We start from the raw sequence: 22,693 nt of genomic DNA, 5'->3' as shown, positions 1-22,693 counted from the left end.
AGGGCCTGACAGTGAAGTCGCTTTTTGACTTCATTGGCAGGACCGAAGCGACTCGAGGGGCTAGGCGCTGGAGCTGGACATCGAAACGCCCAACTATATTTAGAAACGTTTATACTTTCCTATAGCTTAAAAGGAAAAAACCTTGCCGGACAGCAAGGTTTTTTATTAAATGAGCCAGCTTATTGGACGTTTACGCGCGCCAGGTCTTCAAAAAACGCCGGGTACGAGACGGCTATCGCTTCGCTGCCAGCCAAATTGACTTCACCGCTGCAAATTAATGAGGCAATGGCAAGCATCATGCCGATCCGGTGATCCCCATGGCTATTTACTTTCCCGCCCGTTAAAGAAGATCCCCCGGCAATAATCATGCCGTCTTCGGTTGCCTCAATTCTTGCGCCGAGCTTTGCCAATTCATTAACAACAGTATCAATGCGATTCGTTTCTTTTACTTTCAATTCATGGGCATCCTTTATGACCGTTGTTCCATTCGCCTGGGTTGCCAAAAGTGCGATGACAGGAATTTCGTCAATCAGCCTTGGAATCAAGTCTCCACCTATTTCAATGCCTTTTAAATCGGATGTTTTAATGATAATATCGCCAACAGGTTCGGCATTTTCTTCTTCTTTCGGCAAAATCGTGATGTCAGCCCCCATGTTAGCCAGTACATCAAGAATGCCTGTTCTCGTTGGATTGATGCCGACATTGTGCAGCACCAGCTCACTGTTCGGGGTGATCGCAGCCGCGACAAGGAAAAAAGCGGCTGACGATATATCGCCCGGCACAACAATGTTCGCAGCCTTCAGCCGCTGCCCGCCTGTTACTTTAACCGTTAAACCATCGATTTCAACGTTCCCGCCAAATTGCTTGAGCATTCGTTCAGTATGATCCCTTGTTTTTGACGGTTCGATAACGCTCGTTTCTCCTTCTGCCTGCAAACCGGCAAACAAGATCGAAGATTTCACCTGGGCGCTGGCGACAGGCGACTTGTATTGGATGCCGGTTAAGCGTCCGCCTCTAATCGACAACGGCGTGAACTCCCCCTCATTCCTCCCGTCAATCGAAGCACCCATTGCAGCAAGCGGCTTTGTTACTCTTGTCATCGGACGTTTAGCGATTGAACTGTCTCCCACTAATGTGGTATGGAACGGCCTGCCTGCCAAAATGCCAAGCAGGAGGCGGATTGTCGTACCTGAATTGCCGACGTCGAGAACCTCTGACGGTTCCCGCAATCCATCGAGTCCTTTTCCGATGATCTGCAAGCGGTCCCCTTCCTGCTCGATCGTGACCCCGAGCTTTCGAAAGCAGCTGATCGTGCTCAAGCAATCTTCACCGGGCAGAAAATGCTGCACGGTTGTAGTGCCATGCGCGATAGCACCGAACATAACACTGCGGTGGGAAATCGACTTATCTCCGGGAACCGTAATTGACCCCCGTAATCCTTTACTTTTTGGATGCAGCTGCAAAATATTCACTGGAAATGCGCTCCCTTCAATGCTTAAGAGCCTATAAAAGTTTCATACTTTGTTTGATGGCGGATACAGGCTTCGGCCCTTTGCCTGTCTTCATCTGTCTGAAAGCTGATCACGAGGACGCCATAAATCTCTTCTCTCGTTTCAAGAATTCTTATATTGGTAATGCTGATATTTTCTTCTGCCAAATAGCCGGTAATCTCGGAAATAACCCCGGGATAGTCCGGTACATCGACGTATAAATCATAAAACGCCGGAATCGCCCCTTTTTCCTTTTGCGGCAATTCATCGCGAAATTCTTTTGCCTTTAAAAAGAATTGATAGATCGCTTCACTATCGCTTGTTTTCAGCATTTGTGCAACTCTGTCCATCTGCGCTTGCCACTCGTGCAGAAGTTCTAGCAGCACTTCTTTATTATGAAGCAAAATATCCCGCCACATATGGGGACTGCCGGAGGCAATCCGGGTAATATCGCGAAACCCCCCGGCGGCAAGCCTCGGCACAAGATTTTCTTCATCTCTCGTCCTGTCTGCCTGATGGACGAGAGAGGCAGCAATAATATGGGGGAAGTGGCTGATGACCCCGGTCAGATAGTCATGCTGCTGGGGCTCGATGACCAGAAATTTTGCCCGCGTCCCTGCCAGCCACCGCTTAAGCTTCTCAACATCCTCTGCCGGCGTCTCCTTGCCAGGGGTCAATAAATAAAACGCATTTTCAAACAGGAGGCTTCTTGCCGCTGCCACCCCGCTTTTATGTGACCCTGCCATCGGATGACCGCCGATAAACGTAATACCTTTGTCTTTTAACCGTTCTGCTTTTTTCATTATTTCTGCCTTGGTGCTGCCGGCATCGGAAATGATGACATCTTTATTCAAGTTGATTTGTGACAGGGAATCGATGATGCGCTCTGCTTCTGTAACCGGTGTTGCAATCAGGATAAGGTCCGCCCCGACCGCACCCTCTTCAATCGTTTCTGCCGCCTCGTCGATCACACCGAGCATTTTGGCAAGCTTGCTTTGTTCCGGATAAATGTCGAAGCCGATAACCGTTGCTTCACGGTGCTTGTCTTTTATACAAAGCGCGAGTGAGCCTCCGATTAAGCCCAGCCCAATGATAAAAACGCGGCCTTTCAAACAATCACGTCCTACTTGGAAATTTTATGACAGGGCTGCTTTGGCAGCTAAAAATTCGGAAATGGCTTCGAGCAATTTTTCATTTTGCTCGCGGGATCCAACCGTAATTCTGATCGCAGTTGGAAAGCCAAGCGCCGGTCCTGAACGAACGATGAAGCCCTTTTCCAGCAAAAACTGAAACACTTCATTTCCGTCTACTTGAAGGTCGATTAAAATAAAGTTTCCCTGAGAAGGATAATAGTCAAGATTATTTTCGTCACAGTAACGATAAAACTGCTCAAGACCTTCCCGGTTTTTTTGCCGGCATTCGTTTACAAATGCCTGGTCGCCAAGCGCCGCCTCTGCAGCGAGAAGGGCAATGCGGTTGATATTAAATGGTTCGCGCGCCGGCTCTATCGCGCGAATAATCGCCTGTGAAGCAATCCCGTATCCAATGCGAAGGCTGGCAAGACCGTAAATTTTCGAGAAGGTTCTGAGAACAATCAGATTTTCATAGCGTGTTAAAAGTTCGACTGAATTATAGTAATCATCTGCCACCACATATTCAAAATAAGCCTCATCCAGCACGACAAGAACATCTTTCGGTACTTGATCCAGGAAAGTAATTAATTGGTCCTCGGGAATATACGTGCCGGTCGGATTGTTCGGGCTGCAGAGCCAGACTGCATTTGTCTGCCCGTCAATCGCGGCAAGCATTTCATCAAGGTCATGATTGCCATTTTTAAGCGGAATCTCACGAACCTCCGCACCTTCAATAACGGCGTTATGTTTATATTGCGAAAAGGTTGGTATTGCCATCACTGTGTTTGATCCGGGATGAAGCAAAGACCGGGAAATGATTCGGATGATTTCATCCGATCCATTTCCGAATATTAATTGATTAGGAAAAACATCCAAGTGGGTGGCCAATGCTTCCCGCAAGTTGGTGGCGTACCCGTCCGGATAAAATGCAAAAAAACCAGTATTCTGCTGCAAAGTGTCAAGAACCCGCTCCGAACATCCATAAGGATTTTCGTTTGAAGCAAGTTTAATAATGTCTTTTAAGCGATACTGCTTCTTCACTTCATCAATTGATTTACCAGGCTGGTATGGAGTCAGCGTGAGCAGTTGCTTTTTCCATCTCATCTCAATCACCTCATTTTAATATTTTTCAGATCAAAAGCAACTGGTTGTTTTTAAACCTGGGTTGCCGCTTTCTGTTTTTTTCAAAATGCATATTTTAACGTTTGCCTGCTTTTAAATCAGGGCGCAAGCGAACCGCCTCTTCAAGATAAATATGGCGGATTTCATCCTGGGCGCTTGCGGAATTCACATGCATCATCACGCGGATGCACTTTTCGAGCGACCCCGGAACCGGGATTTCCCTCATGCACATAACCGGCACATAGTCCCAGCCTGCAAACAAGCGGAGCGCCTTTGCCGGGAATGCCGCTGTAATATCCTCTGTCACCGAAATAAACACGGAGGCGACTGCGTCAGGCTCCACCCAATTTTCGTCAATCATTATTTTGAGCAGTTTTTCTGTAGCTGCGATAATTTCTGTTTCACTGTTTTCTTTAACGGTGATGGCACCCCTAACTCCCCTAATCACATGCAGTCCTCCCCGCCACCAGAAAGTTATTTAAATAGTCCCGTAAAACGCTGTCCGGTATCTCTGTCAATACAGGGGTCCCTACCTCTTTTAAGAGGACGAAACGAACTTTTTGCCCTACTGATTTTTTATCCTGTTTCATTCTTCCGATCAGCTTTTCGGCTGATAAACCAGCCGGAATTGCCGTTTTGTAGCCCAGTCCCCTGAGCCACCCGCTGAATTCTGTGCGGTTAAACGCCAGCGAGTGGAGATGCTTGCTTAATTCAAGAGCAAAAACGATCCCGATCATGACCGCTTCACCGTGGGTTATTTTTCCATAGCCGTACTCCGCTTCAATGGCATGGCCGAGCGTGTGCCCAAGATTTAAATAAGCGCGCACTCCGGTTTCTTTTTCATCTTTAGCTACAATTTCGCCTTTGATTTTAATTCCGTTTGTTAAGGCGTACTGCAGCTCAACAGGTTCAATTGTCTCAAGAGAATGAATATGGTTTCTGAGCCAATTGTAAAATGCCTTATCACTAATAAGAGCCTCCTTGATCACTTCAGCAAAGCCGGAGCGCTTTTCGGCTACCGGCAGTGATGCTAAATAGTCAAGATCATAAAAAACAGCCTCTGGCTGGTAAAAGGCCCCGATCATATTCTTTCCGGCCGGATGGTTGATTGCTACTTTTCCTCCTACCGCACTGTCATGGGCAAGAATCGTCGTCGGCATTTGAATGAACGGAATCCCGCGCATAAATGTAGCCGCTGCAAACCCGGCCAGATCCCCAACCGCTCCGCCACCCAGCGCGATCACAAGCGAATGACGGTCGAGTTTCTTTTCAAGCGCGCAGGTTAAGACTTGATAGTAAACTTCAAATGTTTTCGCTTGCTCTCCTGCCGGAACAACATATGTATGGAGAGGAAAAGCAGAAAGCCGTGTCTTCAGATCGTCCAAATAAAGAGCGCCGACGGTTTCATCCGTAATCACCAACAGCGATGTTAGATTGGGGAAGTTTTTTTTCAGAAAGCCGGCCAACTGGCTGCTCACACCCTCACCAACAAATACAGGATATTCCTTTGTATCTGTGTTCACATATAATGTCTCCATTAAAATTCCCTCGCAAACTTCCGTTGCCTGTCGACCTCTTCTTTCAAAGTTTCGAATCTGTCTGAGTAGAATTGGTCGACAATCGCCGCCGCCAGCTCCCATGCCACAACATTTTCTGCAACAACGGCCGCTGCAGGTACCGCGCAGCTGTCAGATCGTTCGATGCTCGCAGCAAAAGGCTCCTTCGTTTCGATATCGACGCTCTGCAGCGGTTTATATAAAGTAGGAATTGGCTTCATGACGCCGCGGACAATGATCGGCATTCCAGTGGTCATTCCGCCCTCCAGTCCGCCAAGGCGATTCGTTTTCCGATAATAACCTCGCTCTTGATCCCAGGCAATTTCATCATGCACCTCGCTGCCCGGTTTACTTGCTGCCTCAAAGCCGATTCCGAATTCAACACCTTTAAAAGCATTAATGCTAACGACCGCCGCCGCTAATTTTGCATCGAGCTTCCGGTCATAGTGTACATAGCTGCCGACTCCTGCCGGCATCCCTTCAGCAATGACCTCAACCACTCCGCCAATCGAGTCTCCATTATTTTTTGCTGTATCGATCGCTTTCATCATTTTTTCAGCGGCTTCGTCATCTGCGCAGCGGACTGAAGATTGTTCAGTCCGTTCTTTTAGTTCTTGTATTGATTGAAAAGGGCGTCTGTCCGCTTTCACTCCGCCAATTTCAATGACGTGCGAAGCTATTTCAATGCCGAGAAGCGACAACAATTTTTTAGCCGCAGCACCGGCCGCGACCCTCACCGTGGTTTCACGGGCAGAGGAACGTTCAAGAACGTTGCGCATATCGCGGTGCCCGTATTTTAAAGCTCCATTTAAATCAGCATGGCCGGGACGGGGCCGGGTAATTTTACGTTTCACTTCTTCATCATTGTCGGCGACCGGTTCCTGGCCCATTATTTTCGTCCAATGCTTCCAGTCGTTATTTTCAACGACAAGGGCCACAGGTGATCCGAGCGTAAGCCCGTGCCTGATCCCGCCGGCAATTTGCACCGTATCCTTTTCGATTTGCATTCTGCGGCCTCTGCCGTAGCCTTTTTGCCGTCTTGCCAGTTCGATATTAATATCCTCGGAAAGCAGCGGCATTCCTGCCGGCAGGCCTTCAATAATCGCCGTTAATTGCGGCCCATGTGATTCTCCTGCGGTCAAATATCTCATAACTCTTTCTCCCTTCAACTCGTTAAAGGATTATGTATCAATATATCATATGACTGTAGATAAGAATAGTCAAAGATTCAAAATAATCTTTTTTATCATTTTTAAATGAATGAAGCTATTTTAACATTTAACAGACTTGAAACAAAGGCAAAGTGAAAGCAGCTGACGTTTATCATTAAAAAAACCAGGCAGTATCGCCCGGTAAATTACCGTTTTCTATAAAAAAATGTATCTTCTGTTTCAAAATCGTACGCTGAAGGGTTGAAAATTTGTTCTGTGCTGCCAACGAAGAAGATTCCGCCCGGTCTCAAAGCGGCGCTGAACTTTTTATACAGTTCATCCTTTGCTTCTTCGGTAAAGTAAATGAGAACATTCCGGCAGACGATTAAATCGTATGGACCGCCAAACGGTTCGGCAAGTAGATTGTGCTGTTTGTAAACAACCGTTTTCTTGATTTTATCGTCCACTTTATAAAAGCTGCCTTCCTGGGTGAAATACTTCTTTTTCATATCAACCGGAACTTCGTTCAACGACCTTTGCGGATAAACGCCGATCCTGGCCCTGTTAATCACATTGATGTCGAGATCGGTTGCCTGGATTTGCAGCTCTGTTAAAGGCATAAATTTAGACATAACCATCGCAATCGTGTATGGTTCCTCTCCTGTTGAACAAGCAGCACTCCAAATTTTCGGCCGTTTATTGTCGGCAAGAATTTTCGGCAAAATCTTTTTTTCGAGCACTTCCCATCGTTTCGAATTACGGTAAAATTCGGAGACATTAATCGTCATTCGATCAAGAAATTCATCCAAAAGCTGATGTTCCTTCGATAATGCTTCATAAAAAGCTTCGAAGGAAGGAAAGCCTTTCTTTTCATAAAGTGAGGTTAATCTTCGTTTCATCTGCGCTTCTTTATAAAGTGCCAGATCTATGCCGGTCTTTCTTTTGATTTTACTGATAAAGTCTAAATAATCGTTATGTGCCATTTCTGCTTCTCCTTGACAAAATCCGCTAATATTTTCTGATAACATTCTTAAGTATAGCGAAAAACCGCTATGTCCAGAGAAATTTTTTTCATAAAAAGTTATTTTTTATTAAATTCACACAGAAAGCGGATACAAAAAAGAGCGCCTTAAATGAAAGCGCCCTTTAAACGTTCTGTTTAGTAAATCCATTCGTTAACAAGCTTATTATATTCAGCCACTTCTTCACTCTTAAAAAATAGAGCAATTTCCCGCTCGGCACTTTCCGGTGAATCGGAACCGTGAATGACATTCTTGCCAACAGTCAGCCCAAAGTCGCCACGCAGGGTTCCAGGAGCTGCATCTTTAGGATTGGTCGCACCCATCATTTGCCGTGCGGAAGCAATTACGTTTTCCCCCTGCCAAACCATGGCAAACACAGGCCCGGAAGTAATAAAATCGACAAGTTCGCCGAAGAAAGGACGCTCTTTATGTTCTCCGTAATGCTGTTCGGCAAGCTCTTTAGAAATAATCATCAGCTTGGCACCCGCCAATTGATAACCTTTTTTCTCGAAACGTGCCACAACCTCACCGATTAAGTTGCGTTGGACGCCGTCAGGTTTAACCATTATAAATGTTTTTTCCATGAACTCCACTCCTACAACATTATGTATGGTGGATTGCCCTTTGAAGGACAATCCACGAAAATAGTAACATTGTTTTGAAAATTTAGCAACATCTTAAAATTTGCGCTTTCCGATATATCTGGCGATTTCTTTAAGCGTTTTATTTGCCCGATTGTCCGGGAGTTCATCAAGAAGTGAAATCGCTTTGTCCAAATAGCGGTCGCTTATTTGAATCGAGCGTTCAATGGCACTGCTGTTTTTGATCAGGGAGATGATTTCATCGATCTCCCCGCGCGGCATATCTTCATGAACACGAACGATCTTTGCCCGGATGTTCGCGTCTTCCATCGCCAAAAATACCGGCAGCGTTAAATTCCCCTGGAGCAGGTCGCCACCCGCCGGCTTGCCAAGCTCCTTTTCCGTCCCCGTAAAATCGAGAATATCGTCGGTAATTTGAAACGACATTCCAACATAGTATCCAAACTGGAACAGCTTTCGATGAATTTTTTCTTCCACACCGGCTGAAATCGCACCAAGCTGGAGGCTGACGGCAATAAGCAGGGCAGTCTTTCTTTTGATTCTGCGGAAATAATCCTTTATATTTTGATCAAACCTGTATTTGTCTTTAATTTGCTCGATTTCCCCAATACATACTTCGACAATCGTATTGGAAAGAATCTGGTGGGCAAGAGGATTTTCAATGTTCGTGATCAATTCAAGCGAGCGGGCAAAAATATAATCACCCGTGTACATCGCAATCCGATTGTCCCACTTTGCTTTAATGGTTGGCCGGCCGCGCCTGAGCTCGGCATCATCGATGACATCATCATGAACGAGGCTGGCTGTATGGATCAATTCAAGAGCCATTGCTATATTTTTAGTAACATTAATATCATAATCTCCGAACTTGCCAGCAAGTAATACAAACACTGGGCGAATCCGTTTCCCCCCGGCCTGCAATAAATGCAAAGCTGCCTGCCGAAGCAGCGGCGAATCTGCATGTATTGTTTCTTCAAGCTCTTTTTCAATTATGCTTAAATCCGAATTCAAAAATGAATACATCATTTTTAATTTCATCTGTTTCCACCCAGCTTCAACTTCCTGTCACAATGCATCCCTTCGCTGCAGGCTTCATTTGACATCAGTATTTTTTATGACCCATATGAACTGCGGCAACTCCTCCGCTATATGGTTTATATTTTACCTCTTGGAAACCGGCTTTTTTAAACATGCCGGCTAACTCTTTCATCCCCGGAAACTCTCTGGCAGATTCCTGCAGCCATGAATACTCGGCATAGCTTTTCGCAAACAGTTTGCCGAAAACAGGCATTATAAATTTAAAATAAAAATAATAGAGCTGTTTAAAGACAAACATTGTTGGTTGGGATGTCTCAAGACATACTGCGAGCCCTCCCGGCTTTAAAACCCGATTCATTTCTTTTAAAACCTGCATATAATCCGGGACGTTTCTTAAACCAAAGCCGATCGTTACATAATCAAAAGAATCGTCAGGAAACGGCAGTTCCATTGCATTCCCATGCATGAGCGAAACGTGGTTAAGCCCCAGTTCTTTCACCTTCTCTTCGCCAATCTTCAACATATTTTGGCTAAAATCGAGGCCGATCACTTCTCCGTCGGATCCTGTCGCTTTAGCCAGCGCAATTGTCCAATCACCGGTTCCGCAGCATACATCGAGAGCCTTTGCCCCTTTTCGGACATTCATTTGTCTCATAGTATCCTGGCGCCACTTTTTATGCTGTTGAAAGCTTATGACTGAATTCATCTTATCGTAATTTTGGGAAATCTTCTCGAAGACATTGTGAACGCGCTCTTCTTTTGATTGTTGCATGTCTCTTACCCTTCTTCCACAAAAGTTTTCGCCGTCGGCTGATGCTCGTTGAAGAAGAATAAAATCCTTTCTTCAAGAAGGTCATTTATTTTTGGGAGCTTCTTCAAGCCATTTTCAATCAATTGCCTTGCAAATTCAATGTAGCGATCACACACCAGCAATAAATATTTTTTTTGTTCGTGTGATAGTTCAAGATTCGCACTGTCATGTTTAGGGAAAGTCAATTTTTTTAATATCTCAAAAACAATCGAGGGACCAGCCTGTAAAAACTGTTTTCTTTCTGCCATTAACCTCTTGACAAGCAAAAGATTGGACGCCACTTCATTCCAGGCTCCGGCATGAAAGTACTCAGAAACCTTCTCAAATAAGGCTGATTCAATTTTCCTAATACTGTTCATCAGCTTATCCACACCGTCTGCATCCCGTTGATAAACAGTAATTTTATGTTCGTTTATATTCTTGATTCCTTCGGCAAGAGTGCGAATCATTGCGATGTTATCAATTTCAGCGAGAAACTTGTAATAGAGTCCACTGTAGTAGTCGCCTGCGAGAACAGTCAGTTGCCGCCTTTGCATGCTCCGGCTGCTATCCTTTAAGGCTGCGCTGTTCGTAACATTCTCATGGGTATCGAGGGCAATTTGAATAAGCGTTATTGTCAGTGCATAGCGGTCAATTTCAGCTTTTGACAGATCAAGCTGATTAAACAGGGAAAGAAGCAATATTAGCTTGTCTTCATCAATGTCCGGAGCCTCAACGTGCTGAAGCAAATATGGATGCGATGCTTTAGCTTTAATTTGCTCCTTTATTTCAGCTAGTTTCTCTCGAAGATCTTGCAAATTCATCACCCTTGTTTCCCCAAAATGTATGTCTATGTATTTTTGCATCATTGATATCCAGTAAGAAAATCGGTGCATTTAAAGGCAGTGACAATTATATCATAAATCATCAATCGTTTGTCGGTTTAAGGAAATAAAAAACTTTCCCAAATCTCCCATTTTTCCGGTTACTTTTTAGGATCACTTTCTACCTGCCCATATGAAGTAATAACCGAAGCTTTACCGCGGATTTTTATCGCAGAGGTATGCTCAGTAAACTGTGCGATCATTACTTCTCCTTTGTCCAGTTTTTCGGAATGGTGAAATCTCGTATCGGTACCTCTCGTTAATCCGATTACATTCACTCCATCATCCAATGCTTTGATGACGACATAGTCACCATTTGTCGGGTTGCGTTTTTCCAACTCTTTCACCTCCAGCTTTTAAAATTCTCCAATTCAGAAATGGCTATCCTTATGATAAAGTATGTTTGTACGCAGGCTTATTAAGCAATTAAAAAGGCTAAAAGTAATCTCCCAGCCTTTTATGTTGCTCTATTATTTATTGATGAGTGCGAGCACTTCAGCTCTGGCTCTTGGGTCTTCCTGCAAAACGCCTCTCACGGCTGATGTAATCGTTTTTGACCCGGGCTTTTTAACTCCCCGCATTGTCATGCACATATGCTCTGCTTCAACAACCACCATCACGCCATGCGGCTCGAGCTTTTCCATAATAGAATCGGCCACCGTTGCAGTGATCCGTTCTTGAAGCTGGGGCCTGCGCACAACAGCCTCCAGTGCTCTTGCCAGTTTGCTTAATCCTGTCACTCTGCCGTTTTTCGGTATGTAAGCTATGTGCGCCTGACCAAAGAATGGCACTAAATGGTGTTCACACATCGAATAGAATGGAATATCTTTAACGAGCACAAGCTCTTCATGGTCTTCGCCAAAAATCGTTTCAAAATGTTCTTTCGGATCCTGATTTAAACCGGCAAAAACTTCCTCATACATTTTTGCAACACGCTTCGGTGTATCCTCAAGCCCTTCACGATCCGGGTCTTCTCCGATTGCCTGCAAAATGAGGCGAACCGCTTCCTCTATCTGCGCACGATTAACGTTAGACATTGAATTTCCTCCTAATAAGAAATGCGGAAGCGCCTTGGTCAGCCCCGACAAGCGCTGGCCGACTAAGAGCGCCACGTCCTGTGGCAACGTCGGCACTAGTACGTCCTGTACGTCGAAGGGCCTGACAGTGAAGTCCGCTTTTTGACTTCATTGGCAGGACTGAAGCGACTCGAGGGGCCAGGCGCTGGAGCTGGACATCGAAAAAGCACTATCCAGCTAGTTTAAAGTATAACATTTACATATTAGCACAATCGTTTTCATTCAAGCAAAACAGAAGTTTAATTAAACAGCCATTTACACCCTATGTTTGTTGACTCGATAAAAAAACCGAAATTTCGCGTCAATAGAAAAAAGGCCGTGTTTTCACACGACCTTTTCCCAAGCACTTATGTAATTACTTTACTGCGTCTTTAAGCGCTTTACCTGGTTTGAAAGCAGGCACTTTGCTTGCAGAAATTTCGATTTCTTCACCAGTTTGTGGGTTGCGGCCTTTACGGGCTGCACGCTCACGTACTTCAAAGTTTCCGAAACCAATTAATTGTACTTTATCACCATTTTTTAAAGCATCTAGGATTGCGTCAAAAACAGCGTCAACCGCTTTAGTAGCGTCTTTTTTAGAAAGTTCACTAGCTTCTGCAACTGCGTTAATTAGTTCTGTCTTGTTCATGCTTGTCACCTCCTCCCAAAAATTGAAATAAAATTCAGTAACAATAAGCTTCTTACCTACATTCTTAAACAAAATTACTGAATTCTATACGTTGTGAAAGATTTTTTCAGCACAGCCCTTATATTAAATGATAAAGAGGAAGATTTCAATCTATTTTATTGAAAAAATCCTTTATCCATAAGGTTTTGAGCCTCACAACTTCAATTCTGTTAAAAGATTATCATAATAGATTCATTATATCAACAAAATTCATTAAAATTATGGTAATGTTTTCTTATTTGAAATATTCGTGTAATATGAATTTCGTCATTTTTCGCAGTTAAAATGCCAGTCAAACGCCGATCCCGCCTGACATAGCAGCATTTCTTCACATCCGGATCAGCAATGATGAAAAAATTTAAAAAAAAAGAAAAAAGACCCCTTATCGGAGTCGAATATTAGAGAATGATCGCGATTAATCCACCGGAACCTTCGTTAATAATCCGTTCTAACGTTTCTTTTAATTTGTATCGGGCATTTTCAGGCATTAACGAAAGTTTTGCCTGGATGCCCTCCCTGACGATTGAGCTGAGACTGCGGCCAAAAATATCAGAATTCCAGATCGAGAGCGGATCATCCTCAAAATCCTGCATTAAATAGCGGACCAGCTCTTCACTTTGCTTCTCCGTACCAATGATCGGCGAAAACTCAGACTCCACATCGACTTTGATCATATGAATCGAAGGGGCAACTGCCCTTAACCTTACGCCAAACCGCGCACCCTGCCTGATAATTTCTGGTTCATCCAGGCTCATATCTGTCAATGTCGGGGCTGCAATACCATACCCAGTCTGCTTCACCATTTTAAGAGCGTCGGCAATATGGTCATATTCTGCCTTCGCATGGGCAAAGTCCTGCATAAGCTCAAGCAAATGATCCTTGCCGCGAATTTCGACACCGACAATTTCTTTTAAAATATCATCGTATAGATCGTCGGGCGCATACAGGTCAATTTCCGCAACCCCCTGGCCCATCTCTATCCCCGCGAGGCTGGCACGGTCAATAAATTCAAAATCACTAAATTGATGGACGACCCTGTCTACATCACGGAGCCTCTTAATATCCTTTACCGTCTCTTTTACTGCTTCCTGGTAGCTTCCGCGAAGCCAGTGGCTTTCTCTTAAAACCATCACCCAGCTTGGCAGGTTAACATTTACTTCCAGTACCGGGAATTCATATAATGCCTCTCTGAGAACATTCAAAACATCTGTTTCGCGCATGCTTTCGACGCTCATCGCGATGACCGGTATATCGTACTTTTCAACAAGCTCGGCCCTTAAGGTATCTGTGTTGGGATGGTGAGGCTGGGCGCTGTTAATTACAATAATAAACGGCTTGCCTACCTCTTTCAGTTCTTCAATGACACGTTCTTCTGCCTCAAGGTAGTTTGCCCGCGGAATCTCTCCGATTGTGCCATCCGTTGTGATCACAACACCAATCGTTGAGTGTTCTTGAATCACCTTTCGCGTGCCAATTTCAGCCGCTTCATGAAACGGAATTGGCTCTTCATACCATGGAGTATTAATCATGCGCGGGCCATTTTCATCTTCATATCCCTTCGCTCCCGGCACGGTATAACCTACACAATCTACAAGTCTGATATTCACTTCCAGCCCTTCATCAACATGGACATGTGCCGCTGTGTTCGGAACAAATTTCGGCTCTGTTGTCATAATCGTTTTTCCAGCTGCACTTTGCGGCAGTTCATCCTGTGTCCGGGCCCGGTCTGCTTCATTGCTTATATTTGGTAAGACAACTAGCTCCATAAACTTCTTAATAAATGTTGATTTCCCTGTTCGTACTGCTCCTACTACTCCTAAATAAATATCACCGCCAGTCCGTTCGGCAATATCTTTAAAAATATCGACCTTTTCCAAGTGATCTCCCCTCCCGAATCTTACAGTTAGTGGGATAAATAATATCCTTTAAGGTAATTTTGGACAGTATATGTTTATGATGTTGTCCTATAAAGTTATGACAGATTTTTATTTTTTTTACCTCCTGTCCCGATTCTTATTCTTTTACCATCCCGGTTATTGTTAAGAAAACATAGTATGATGAAAAGATTTTTAAGAATAAAGAAAAAACCCTTCTCCTACAATATATTTTGCAGAAGAAGGGTTATGACTATTTCACCAAAAAGATTGGCTCATCTGATTCGGGTTCAATTGTATACGGATGTGAATAAGCAGGGACAAAATAAGAGTCCTTGACGAGAATATTGCGGATATCTTCACCGGGTTTATATTGGGTTTCATCCGCTTTTAGGGCCTGATATAAATCGTTCCGGTAGTCTACCAGAACCTCACCTTCGCCTGTCACTATAAACGGAAGTTTTTGGTGTGTATAGGGGCTGGTCACTACAGGATCCTCCTTGTAGCCAAGCTTTTTGAAGTCGAGCGTAAAAATACCATCTGCAATTTGCTCTTTGTATGGCGGATATCCATTTGAGTAGATCCGTAGTTTAATATCCCTGATTGTCTCGGCTATTCTTAAATCAAACAGCTTAACCTTCGGATCTGTTTCAACATCGACAAGCACATATTGAAAAACCCCGCCGTTTTCAAAAGAATTTCCCGGCAATTCAGCCAAATAGGCTGGAACGATTCTTTCAAAATCGATCGGGTATTTCTCGTAAATAGGCGTCTCTGCCTCTTTTGTCTTAATCGGGAGCAATCCGCCTGAAGCTTCCCGAAACTGATTAACGGCAGACTGGACAGCATCAGCCTGGTCTTTATATGGAATTTGGTTTTCAGCCAATTGTTCCTCAGGATACATACAGCCGGTCAACATAGCGGTGATGATTGCCACAAGGAAAACCACCAGTCCTTTTTTCATCATTATATCAATCCTTTAATATGTAGTGATTATTGACTTGTCGGCCCGCTTAAAACTACGAGAAGAATAATAATTCCGGAAACAATCATTAATAGATAAGCTATTATTGCCGTAATAATCCGAAAAAATCCTTTTAGCTTATAGCGGCTCAAATAGATTGAGATAATTGAAATGAACATAAATGCCATTGCGGCAAGAGAAACCCACATTTTCATTAAAGCGGGAGACATATGAACCACTCCTTTTTCCGAAAAGTATTATATCACAGTACTTATAAAGAAAAAAGCGGAAGCGCCGTGGAAAAAGCCTAAAGCTGCTTTTTCCAAGCCCGGAGAAAGCAAATAGTTCCTAGTTTCGAAGTTTTCCCTATCTGCCGGGAGTGTGAAACGAAAAAATGGCTAAAGTAAAGATGGGGCAATATCTTTACTTTAGCCAAATCGACTAAATCACCCATGCACCCTGTTCAGATTACCAGTTTGCTTCGTTGCATTGTATGCATGGGAGACAGGAAGCGCATCCTCTAATGCCTATATTTTGCACATTATATTATTCGCATCTCGTTCTTTCACCGAGTATATCAACGAGATCTTCCATTTCGTGTGTCTTGCCCCGGGCCATTAACGCATCAACGGCATCTTTCGGGTTTACATTGTGGAACAGGATATTGTAAAGAGCCTGTGAAATCGGCATTTTAACCTGGTATTTTTCAGCAAGCTGGTAGGCAGCCTTTGTTGTCCGAACTCCTTCGACAACCATTCCCATATTTTCGAGAACCTCATCAAGATTCTTTCCTTTGCCGAGGAGGTTCCCGGCCCGCCAGTTACGGGAATGAACACTTGTACATGTTACAATCAGGTCGCCGATTCCGGTTAAGCCTGAAAACGTCAATGGGTTTGCCCCCATTTTTGTTCCGAGTCTGGCGATCTCAGCAAGCCCGCGCGTAATTAAAGCCGCTTTCGCATTATCCCCGTAGCCGAGTCCATCTGACAGTCCGGCAGCCAACGCGATAATATTTTTAAGCGCTCCACCAATTTCGACCCCAATAAGATCAGGATTCGTATAGACACGAAAATTTTGGTTGATAAATAAATCCTGCACCTTTTCAGCCGCACTCATATTTTTCGAAGAAACGGTGACAGTAGTCGGGTGACGGAGACTGACTTCTTCAGCATGGCTTGGCCCGGATAAAACGACAACGTCTTTTAGCAGTTCCTCAGGCATTTCTTCTTCAATCATTTCGGAAATGCGCAAGAGCGTATCCGGTTCTATTCCTTTGCCAACATGGACAATCGTCAGCGGCTCAACATGCAGCTCCCTGATCCGGCCAAGGACTTCCCGGATCGCCTTTGTAGGGACAGCCAGGATAATCGTATCAATACCATCCAACGCCTCTGCCATGGAATGATACCCTTCAATTGATTCAGGCAATAAAATGTCGGGGAGATACTTTGTGTTCATATGCTTTTGGTTGATTTCTTCAATTTGGGACGGATTTTGCCCCCACAATCGTACCTGATGACCGTTATCTGCCAAAACCATTGAAAGCGCCGTTCCCCAGCTTCCTGCGCCGATAACAGCAACTTTTTCCTTTGGACGGTTCAATGTCGCTCACAACCTTTATTATAATTAAAAAATGTAAAACTTTCTTTTCCCTGTTCACAGCACAGTAAATCTTGGCAAAATAAACTGTGCCGCTGCGTTCCTCCCGACCTACTTGCGCTCTCTCGCAAATATTTTGATCGGGGTTCCTTCGAAACCGAACGCATCCCTGATCCGGTTTTCCAGAAAACGTTCATATGAAAAATGAAGCAATTCGGGGTCGTTTACGAATACAACAAATGTTGGTGGCTTAACAGAAACCTGGGTTGTATAAAAAATTTTTAATCTGCGCCCTTTATCAGTTGGAGCAGGATTCATCGCCACAGCATCCATAATGACGTCATTCAAAACGCTCGTTTCCACCCGCAAGGAATGGTTTTCACTGGCCATATTGATCATCGGCATTAATGTATGGATCCGCTTTTTCGTTTTAGCAGATAAAAATACAATCGGTGCATAATCGAGAAATAAAAAATGGTCGCGAATTTTTTGTTCAAACACCTTCATCGTTTTTTCATCTTTTTCAACCGCATCCCATTTATTGACAACAATTACTACAGCACGTCCCGCCTCATGTGCATAGCCTGCGATGTGTTTGTCCTGTTCGATAATTCCCTCTTCCCCGTCAATTACAACGAGAACGACATCAGAACGTTCAATTGCTCTCAATGCACGCAGGACACTGTATTTTTCTGTTGTTTCGTACACTTTTCCTTTTTTGCGCATTCCAGCTGTATCGATAATAACGTACTTTTCTCCATTATACGTGTACGTTGAGTCAATTGCATCCCTTGTCGTACCCGCAATATCGCTGACGATTACCCTGTCCTCGCCAAGAATCGCATTGACGAGCGATGACTTGCCAACATTCGGACGTCCGATCAAGCAGAATTTAATGACGTCATCATCGTATTCCTGTTCATCGGTCTTTGGAAAATGCTTGGCCACTTCATCGAGAAGATCTCCTAATCCAAGGCCATGTGTACCGGAAATCGGGAATGGCTCGCCAAAGCCCAGCGAATAAAAGTCATAAACTTGAGCGCGCATTTCCGGATTATCCACCTTATTGACAGCAAGAACAACCGGTTTTTTTGATTTATACAATATTTTCGCCACTTCTTCGTCCGCAGCTGTTACCCCTTCTCGAACGTTCGTCAAAAAAATGATCACATCTGCTTCAACAATTGCGATTTCAGCCTGCTGGCGAATCTGTTCCAAAAATGGTTCATCCCCGATATCTATTCCACCTGTATCAATAATATTAAAATCGTGAGCAAGCCATTCTCCCGAGCTGTAAATCCTGTCCCGGGTGACACCGGGAATATCCTCGACAATTGAAATTCTTTCACCAACGATTCGGTTAAAGATCGTTGATTTCCCTACATTTGGCCTTCCGACGATCGCTACAACTGGTTTCGCCATCAATTCCACCCTTTCTGAATCCGTTCATACTAATATCATTTATAGTTAAGAATCATTTACTCTCTAAAAATTAAGAAAATCCCTTAAAATTGATAAATAGTAAAAGAACCCTTCTTATTGAGAGAAGGGTCTAACTTCACTATTTTATCAAAGTGATTCCAACCTAGCAAATAAAAGTTGGAAGAATCATCAATGTCTAACAATCACGTAAAGTTCATCCGTAAGTTTGTGGGCAATCCCGTCGAGAATCGCCTCGAGGTTCTTTGCAATGACATTCAACTCTTCTCCGGAATCGCAATGAAAAACCGCCAAGCCGCTCGAAACCTTCTTCGGGTTTGTCGTAATGACAGCCATAATCACTTTTTCATGCGTCATATGCTGTTTCGTCCTTCCTGTTTTTCCTTTCTTTCCGTAGGCATTCTGATCGCATTTTCCAAAGTCGGAACCGCACCGATGATCCGGATCGCTTTTTCAATATTCTTTTCCTGCGGCAAAACAAATACCCCAACTCGTCCATCATCGAGGTCCCTTTTTGCAAGCGGAACAAGCGCAGGCGTTCCTGAATCCCGATAAACGCCTAGTGCTGTCGATACGTCATGAAGGACGGCCTGGCGCTGGCCCAAATTGGCAATCGTCGTCCTTGCATTAAAGTTTTTCGGAGTCAGAATAAATCCCATCCCATACCGTAAAATCTCTTTCCGCCGCTCAGGAAGCCCGATATTCATGATGTAAATATTATCAATATATAAGCCAGCATCATCAAAGCGCAGCTGAATATACTCAATGTCAACAATATCCTTGAGCTTGCTGCCGGCCATCAATTTTCGGCAGATGATGAGGGCAACCACAGCTGTCAGCAGTCCCGCCCATATATTAAAAACAATATAGGCAAAGGTGCTGACTAGTGAGGTAAAAATAACAAGATAATTTCTGCTTTCAAAGGCAACAGCAATTCCTTCAATATACGTTTTACCCCGTGGCACCAATTCATAACTGTCAAGCTCGGATAATGTATTTCTTTCCATATTGCGGACTTCACGGAATTGGGAGGCTGCAAGGGTTAAAAAAGTAATAGCTGTAAATTCTTCTTCCAAAATGGAAGGAATGGCAACAGCCCCCAACCCTGCAGCTATAAAGCCAAGGGCAATATGAATAATCTTTCCATGAAGATAGGTTGGATATTGCCGATAATCGGTCCGCAACATGTAAATACGGCTTAACGTTCCGGTCGCAACCCCAAATAAAATGGGCAGTGTGTATTCGTTCATGAGGTTTTTTGTTTCTCCCTTTCAAACTGACTTACCGTCTTTTCCAATAAGAGAAGCGCGTATTTCAATCCGGTCCAGGCCAGAAGCACACCCGCTGCCAGCGCGACAAAGTCCAAAAATTCCAATGTGCCGATTTTATAATCGATAGCAAGCTTTTTTAAAATAAACGCAAATACGACCTCTCCATGAAAAACTGCTGAAAGTAAAATGCAAAGTCTCATCCGTAAATCCCCGTAAAGCAAAACAATTAAATAAACAATGATAAAGCCAAGCATCAGCTTGCGGTCGAAAAGAACCCAGACTGGATCAAATAATTCAAACAGCAAAAAGCTGACATACGCCAGCGTTACAATCAATGCGCAGATGAAATAATAGGCCAGCTGGCCTTTATTCAATTTCGCTACCTCCCAATAAACGAAAAGGAGCAAAACCACAGGTGCCGCGTTAAAAGTAAGACCGAACAGGCTAAATTGTGCAGTCGAAAGCATGATTGCCACAAGGATTGCTAATGATATTCGAAAGCGGTATCGATTTTCTCTTTTTAGAAAAAAGGTTGTCAAAATCCAGATAAGCCAGGAACTCCAATAAAATATGATTCCTTCCATTCCTTTACCCTCCCTATCTTTTCCATTATGGGTAAAGAATATGTGATTTAATCTTTCAGCGCTTAAATTTTCGGTGTGATTGATGTTTTAGCAAAAGGTAAACCTGCGAGGGATAGAAGCAGTAATAATCTCCAGAGCAGAACGGGAATTTCATAAGAAAAAGCTTCGGCATAAACCGAAGCTTTCTTTAATGGAGTTCTCTCTGGCTGTATGCTTTTGTATCAATGCCGCGTTCAGTCAGCCAGTGGAAAGTGTTCCCCGAGATAATCAGCGGTGCTTGCTGCAATGCGTTAATATTGTTTGCACCTAATGCAGTCATCATTAACGTCAGCTCGTGATGGATGATTGCGATCTCTTCAATCAGTGCATCAAGCCCCTTTTCGAAAAGAATTTTTAAGAAAAACCCGGCCATTCCAACGGCATCGGCTCCAAGAGCAATTGCTTTTGCAGCATCCAAGCTGTTTTGGATGCCTCCCGAACCAATGATCGGAACAGATGCCGCTCTGTGTTTCGCTTCGACAATCGATACAGCAGCCGGTATTCCCCAGCTGTTAAAAAAGCTTAACAGCCTTTCCCTGCGTTCATTTTCGATTTTCGCAAAATTAGTGCCGCCAAATCCGCCTACATCCACTGCTGCTACCCCGATAGAAGCAAGCTGTGAAACAGCCTCCCTGCTCATTCCAAAGCCGACTTCCTTTACGATTACCGGGACTTTTAGCCGCTGAATGATTTTTTCGATTCGCTGGAAAGCACCGCGAAAGTCACGGTCTCCCTCGGGCATCGTCAACTCTTGAATAACATTTAAGTGGATTTGCAGCGCATCAGCGGCAACCATTTCGACAGCAGCCTGGGCCTGTTCGACAGTTGCCTCACTGCCAATGTTTCCGAAAACGATTCCGTCCGGATTCTCCGTTCTGATGATCTCGTAAGTCTTTCGTTCATTTTTATCCTTCAAAGCAGACATTTGCGAACCCGTCGCCATTGCGATTCCTGACTTTTTGGCTGCGATTGCCAATTGCCGGTTTATTTCCAATGTCCGTTCGCCACCGCCGCCCGTCATGGCATTGATAAAAATTGGCGAACTTAAAGAAAGTTCGCCAATTTGCGTATTTAAATCAATATGGTTTACAGATGTACCCGGCAGGCTTTGATGGACAAATTGAATATCATCAAAACCGTTGCGGCGTTCCTGGCCCGTTTTCAGGGCAAATTGAACATGGTCCCATTTTCGTTTTGATCTTGACAAAGGTTATCACCATTAATTTTTCAAATTCTTTAATTTATCGCCGATCATTTCACCGAGCTGAAAGCCTTTTGATTCCTCCGGAAGCTCATAGTCCCCGGCATCATAAGACTCCTTTTCCTGCAGGTCTTTAATGCTTAAGGATAAGCGCTGTTCCTGCTCATTGACATCGAGAACCTTGACCTTGACGCGCTCGCCTTCCTTTAATACCTCATGAGGCGTTCCGATATGCTTGTGGGCGATTTGCGAGATATGAACAAGTCCTTCCACACCCGGAAAAACCTCGACAAATGCTCCGTAAGAGACGAGCCGCCTGACAGTACCCTCAAGCGTACTTCCTTTAGGGGCTTTTTCTGCAATATCTGCCCACGGTCCAGGCAATGTCTCTTTAATCGATAGCGAAATTCGGTCATTATCACGGTCGACACTAAGTACCTTTACCTTTACCTGTTGTCCTTCCTGGACTACATCGGACGGCTTTTCAACATGTTCATGTGACAGCTGGGAAATATGGACAAGTCCGTCAATTCCCCCGATATCAACAAAAGCTCCGAAATCGGTTATCCGCTGGACCGTGCCATCCAAAACCTGGCCGGCTTGCAGAGACTTAAACAGCTTTTCTTTCTGTTTTCCTTTTTCTTCTTCGACTACTGCGCGATGGGAAAGAATCAATCTGTTCTTCTCCCGGTCAAGCTCAACAATTTTAAACGTAAGCTGTTTGCCCTTGTAGTCCGAGAAGTCTTCAACAAAATGTGCTTCAACAAGGGAAGCCGGCACAAACCCCCGGACACCGAGGTCGACAACAAGCCCGCCCTTAACGACATCCTTTACTTCGGCTTCAAATACTTCGCCGCTCTCAAATTTCTGCACAAGGTTTTCCCAGGCCTGCTCGGCATCGATTTTTCGTTTCGACAGGATCAAGGCCTCTTCCTCAACCTTTAACACTTCAAGTTCGAGTTCGTCGCCTTCAGCAACCACATCTGAAGCTTTTTCAACATGAAGACTCGATAATTCGCTGATCGGGATAATTCCATCAAGCTTGCTGTTTTCAACATGAACAAGCACCTGTTTTTCCTCAACTTTGGTTACTTGAGCTTTTACCTTATCGCCAACTTCAAAGTTTGTAACCTCAACATTATTCATATCTTCTGTCATATGTACTCCTCCTTAATCCAATGACTGCTCAA

24 protein-coding genes are annotated in these 22,693 nt (G+C 44.2%); all 24 read right to left on the bottom strand.

The features are described from left to right. Positions 1-179: 179 nt before the first annotated feature. The 24 genes from aroA to rpsA all read right to left on the bottom strand — a co-directional run bounded on the left by aroA (position 180) and on the right by rpsA (position 22,661). Positions 180-1,472 carry a 3-phosphoshikimate 1-carboxyvinyltransferase gene (aroA, locus tag CU633_RS20145; RefSeq protein WP_374703394.1) on the bottom strand — a complete coding sequence of 431 codons (1,293 nt, stop codon included), beginning with the start codon at positions 1,470-1,472 and terminating at the stop codon, positions 180-182. Positions 1,473-1,495: 23 nt separating this feature from the next. Then, positions 1,496-2,602, bottom strand: a complete 1,107-nt coding sequence (locus tag CU633_RS20140; RefSeq protein WP_101662346.1) for a prephenate dehydrogenase — start codon at positions 2,600-2,602, stop codon at positions 1,496-1,498. Between the two features lie 24 nt (positions 2,603-2,626). After that, entirely contained in the window at positions 2,627-3,727 is a 1,101-nt protein-coding gene (gene hisC, locus CU633_RS20135; protein WP_101662345.1) for a histidinol-phosphate transaminase, read from the bottom strand. A gap of 94 nt (positions 3,728-3,821) precedes the next feature. Next, positions 3,822-4,193, bottom strand: a complete 372-nt coding sequence (gene aroH / locus CU633_RS20130) for a chorismate mutase (protein WP_101662344.1) — start codon at positions 4,191-4,193, stop codon at positions 3,822-3,824. Next, on the bottom strand, positions 4,186-5,283 hold the full coding sequence (aroB, locus tag CU633_RS20125; RefSeq protein WP_101662343.1) for a 3-dehydroquinate synthase: 1,098 nt from the start codon (positions 5,281-5,283) through the stop codon (positions 4,186-4,188). The genes aroH and aroB overlap by 8 nt, the downstream gene beginning before the upstream one ends. Continuing rightward, positions 5,283-6,452, bottom strand: a complete 1,170-nt coding sequence (gene aroC, locus CU633_RS20120) for a chorismate synthase (protein ID WP_101662342.1) — start codon at positions 6,450-6,452, stop codon at positions 5,283-5,285. The genes aroB and aroC overlap by 1 nt, the downstream gene beginning before the upstream one ends. Before the next feature lie 206 nt (positions 6,453-6,658). Next, positions 6,659-7,435 carry a CheR family methyltransferase gene (locus CU633_RS20115; RefSeq protein WP_101662341.1) on the bottom strand — a complete coding sequence of 259 codons (777 nt, stop codon included), beginning with the start codon at positions 7,433-7,435 and terminating at the stop codon, positions 6,659-6,661. Between the two features lie 176 nt (positions 7,436-7,611). After that, positions 7,612-8,058: a nucleoside-diphosphate kinase gene (ndk, locus tag CU633_RS20110; RefSeq protein ID WP_101662340.1), complete on the bottom strand. Its 447-nt coding sequence runs from the start codon at positions 8,056-8,058 to the stop codon at positions 7,612-7,614. Positions 8,059-8,151: 93 nt separating this feature from the next. Continuing rightward, a complete protein-coding gene (hepT, locus tag CU633_RS20105; RefSeq protein ID WP_101662339.1) occupies positions 8,152-9,114 on the bottom strand; it encodes a heptaprenyl diphosphate synthase component II in 963 nt (320 codons plus the stop codon). A gap of 64 nt (positions 9,115-9,178) precedes the next feature. Next, the gene (locus CU633_RS20100) at positions 9,179-9,886 is read right to left on the bottom strand and encodes a demethylmenaquinone methyltransferase (RefSeq protein WP_101662338.1); all 708 of its coding nucleotides are present in this window, start codon (positions 9,884-9,886) and stop codon (positions 9,179-9,181) included. A gap of 5 nt (positions 9,887-9,891) precedes the next feature. Further along, complete coding sequence (locus CU633_RS20095) at positions 9,892-10,728, bottom strand: heptaprenyl diphosphate synthase component 1 (RefSeq protein WP_257959160.1); 837 nt, start codon at positions 10,726-10,728, stop codon at positions 9,892-9,894. 161 nt (positions 10,729-10,889) lie between these two features. After that, entirely contained in the window at positions 10,890-11,126 is a 237-nt protein-coding gene (mtrB, locus tag CU633_RS20090) for a trp RNA-binding attenuation protein MtrB (protein ID WP_101662337.1), read from the bottom strand. Between the two features lie 132 nt (positions 11,127-11,258). Then, positions 11,259-11,825 (bottom strand): GTP cyclohydrolase I FolE, encoded by a 567-nt coding sequence (folE, locus tag CU633_RS20085; RefSeq protein ID WP_101662336.1) that lies wholly within the window; start codon positions 11,823-11,825, stop codon positions 11,259-11,261. 394 nt (positions 11,826-12,219) lie between these two features. Then, a complete protein-coding gene (gene hbs, locus CU633_RS20080; protein ID WP_142383442.1) occupies positions 12,220-12,492 on the bottom strand; it encodes a non-specific DNA-binding protein Hbs in 273 nt (90 codons plus the stop codon). Between the two features lie 437 nt (positions 12,493-12,929). Next, on the bottom strand, positions 12,930-14,408 hold the full coding sequence (gene spoIVA / locus CU633_RS20075) for a stage IV sporulation protein A (RefSeq protein WP_101662334.1): 1,479 nt from the start codon (positions 14,406-14,408) through the stop codon (positions 12,930-12,932). 250 nt (positions 14,409-14,658) lie between these two features. Then, complete coding sequence (locus CU633_RS20070) at positions 14,659-15,369, bottom strand: hypothetical protein (protein WP_101662348.1); 711 nt, start codon at positions 15,367-15,369, stop codon at positions 14,659-14,661. A 29-nt stretch (positions 15,370-15,398) separates the two neighbouring features. Then, on the bottom strand, positions 15,399-15,599 hold the full coding sequence (locus CU633_RS20065) for a DUF2768 domain-containing protein (RefSeq protein WP_101662333.1): 201 nt from the start codon (positions 15,597-15,599) through the stop codon (positions 15,399-15,401). A gap of 316 nt (positions 15,600-15,915) precedes the next feature. Beyond that, entirely contained in the window at positions 15,916-16,971 is a 1,056-nt protein-coding gene (locus tag CU633_RS20060) for an NAD(P)H-dependent glycerol-3-phosphate dehydrogenase (protein WP_101662332.1), read from the bottom strand. Between the two features lie 108 nt (positions 16,972-17,079). Then, positions 17,080-18,390, bottom strand: coding sequence for a ribosome biogenesis GTPase Der (der, locus tag CU633_RS20055; RefSeq protein WP_101662331.1), 1,311 nt, complete (start codon positions 18,388-18,390; stop codon positions 17,080-17,082). Between the two features lie 189 nt (positions 18,391-18,579). Next, on the bottom strand, positions 18,580-18,765 hold the full coding sequence (locus CU633_RS20050) for a capping complex subunit for YIEGIA (protein WP_101662330.1): 186 nt from the start codon (positions 18,763-18,765) through the stop codon (positions 18,580-18,582). Further along, positions 18,762-19,658: a YIEGIA family protein gene (locus CU633_RS20045; protein WP_101662329.1), complete on the bottom strand. Its 897-nt coding sequence runs from the start codon at positions 19,656-19,658 to the stop codon at positions 18,762-18,764. Before CU633_RS20045 ends, CU633_RS20050 begins: the two co-directional genes overlap by 4 nt. Next, entirely contained in the window at positions 19,655-20,263 is a 609-nt protein-coding gene (locus CU633_RS20040) for a YphA family membrane protein (protein WP_101662328.1), read from the bottom strand. The genes CU633_RS20045 and CU633_RS20040 overlap by 4 nt, the downstream gene beginning before the upstream one ends. A gap of 187 nt (positions 20,264-20,450) precedes the next feature. Next, on the bottom strand, positions 20,451-21,509 hold the full coding sequence (gene fni, locus CU633_RS20035; RefSeq protein WP_101662327.1) for a type 2 isopentenyl-diphosphate Delta-isomerase: 1,059 nt from the start codon (positions 21,507-21,509) through the stop codon (positions 20,451-20,453). Between the two features lie 12 nt (positions 21,510-21,521). Further along, entirely contained in the window at positions 21,522-22,661 is a 1,140-nt protein-coding gene (gene rpsA / locus CU633_RS20030) for a 30S ribosomal protein S1 (RefSeq protein ID WP_101662326.1), read from the bottom strand. Between the last annotated feature and the right edge of the window lie 32 nt (positions 22,662-22,693).

The organism is Bacillus sp. V3-13 (assembly GCF_002860165.1).
In the GTDB taxonomy this organism is placed as follows: Bacteria; Bacillota; Bacilli; order Bacillales; family Cytobacillaceae; genus Bacillus_BJ.
This window is presented reverse-complemented; position numbering and strand designations above follow the sequence as displayed.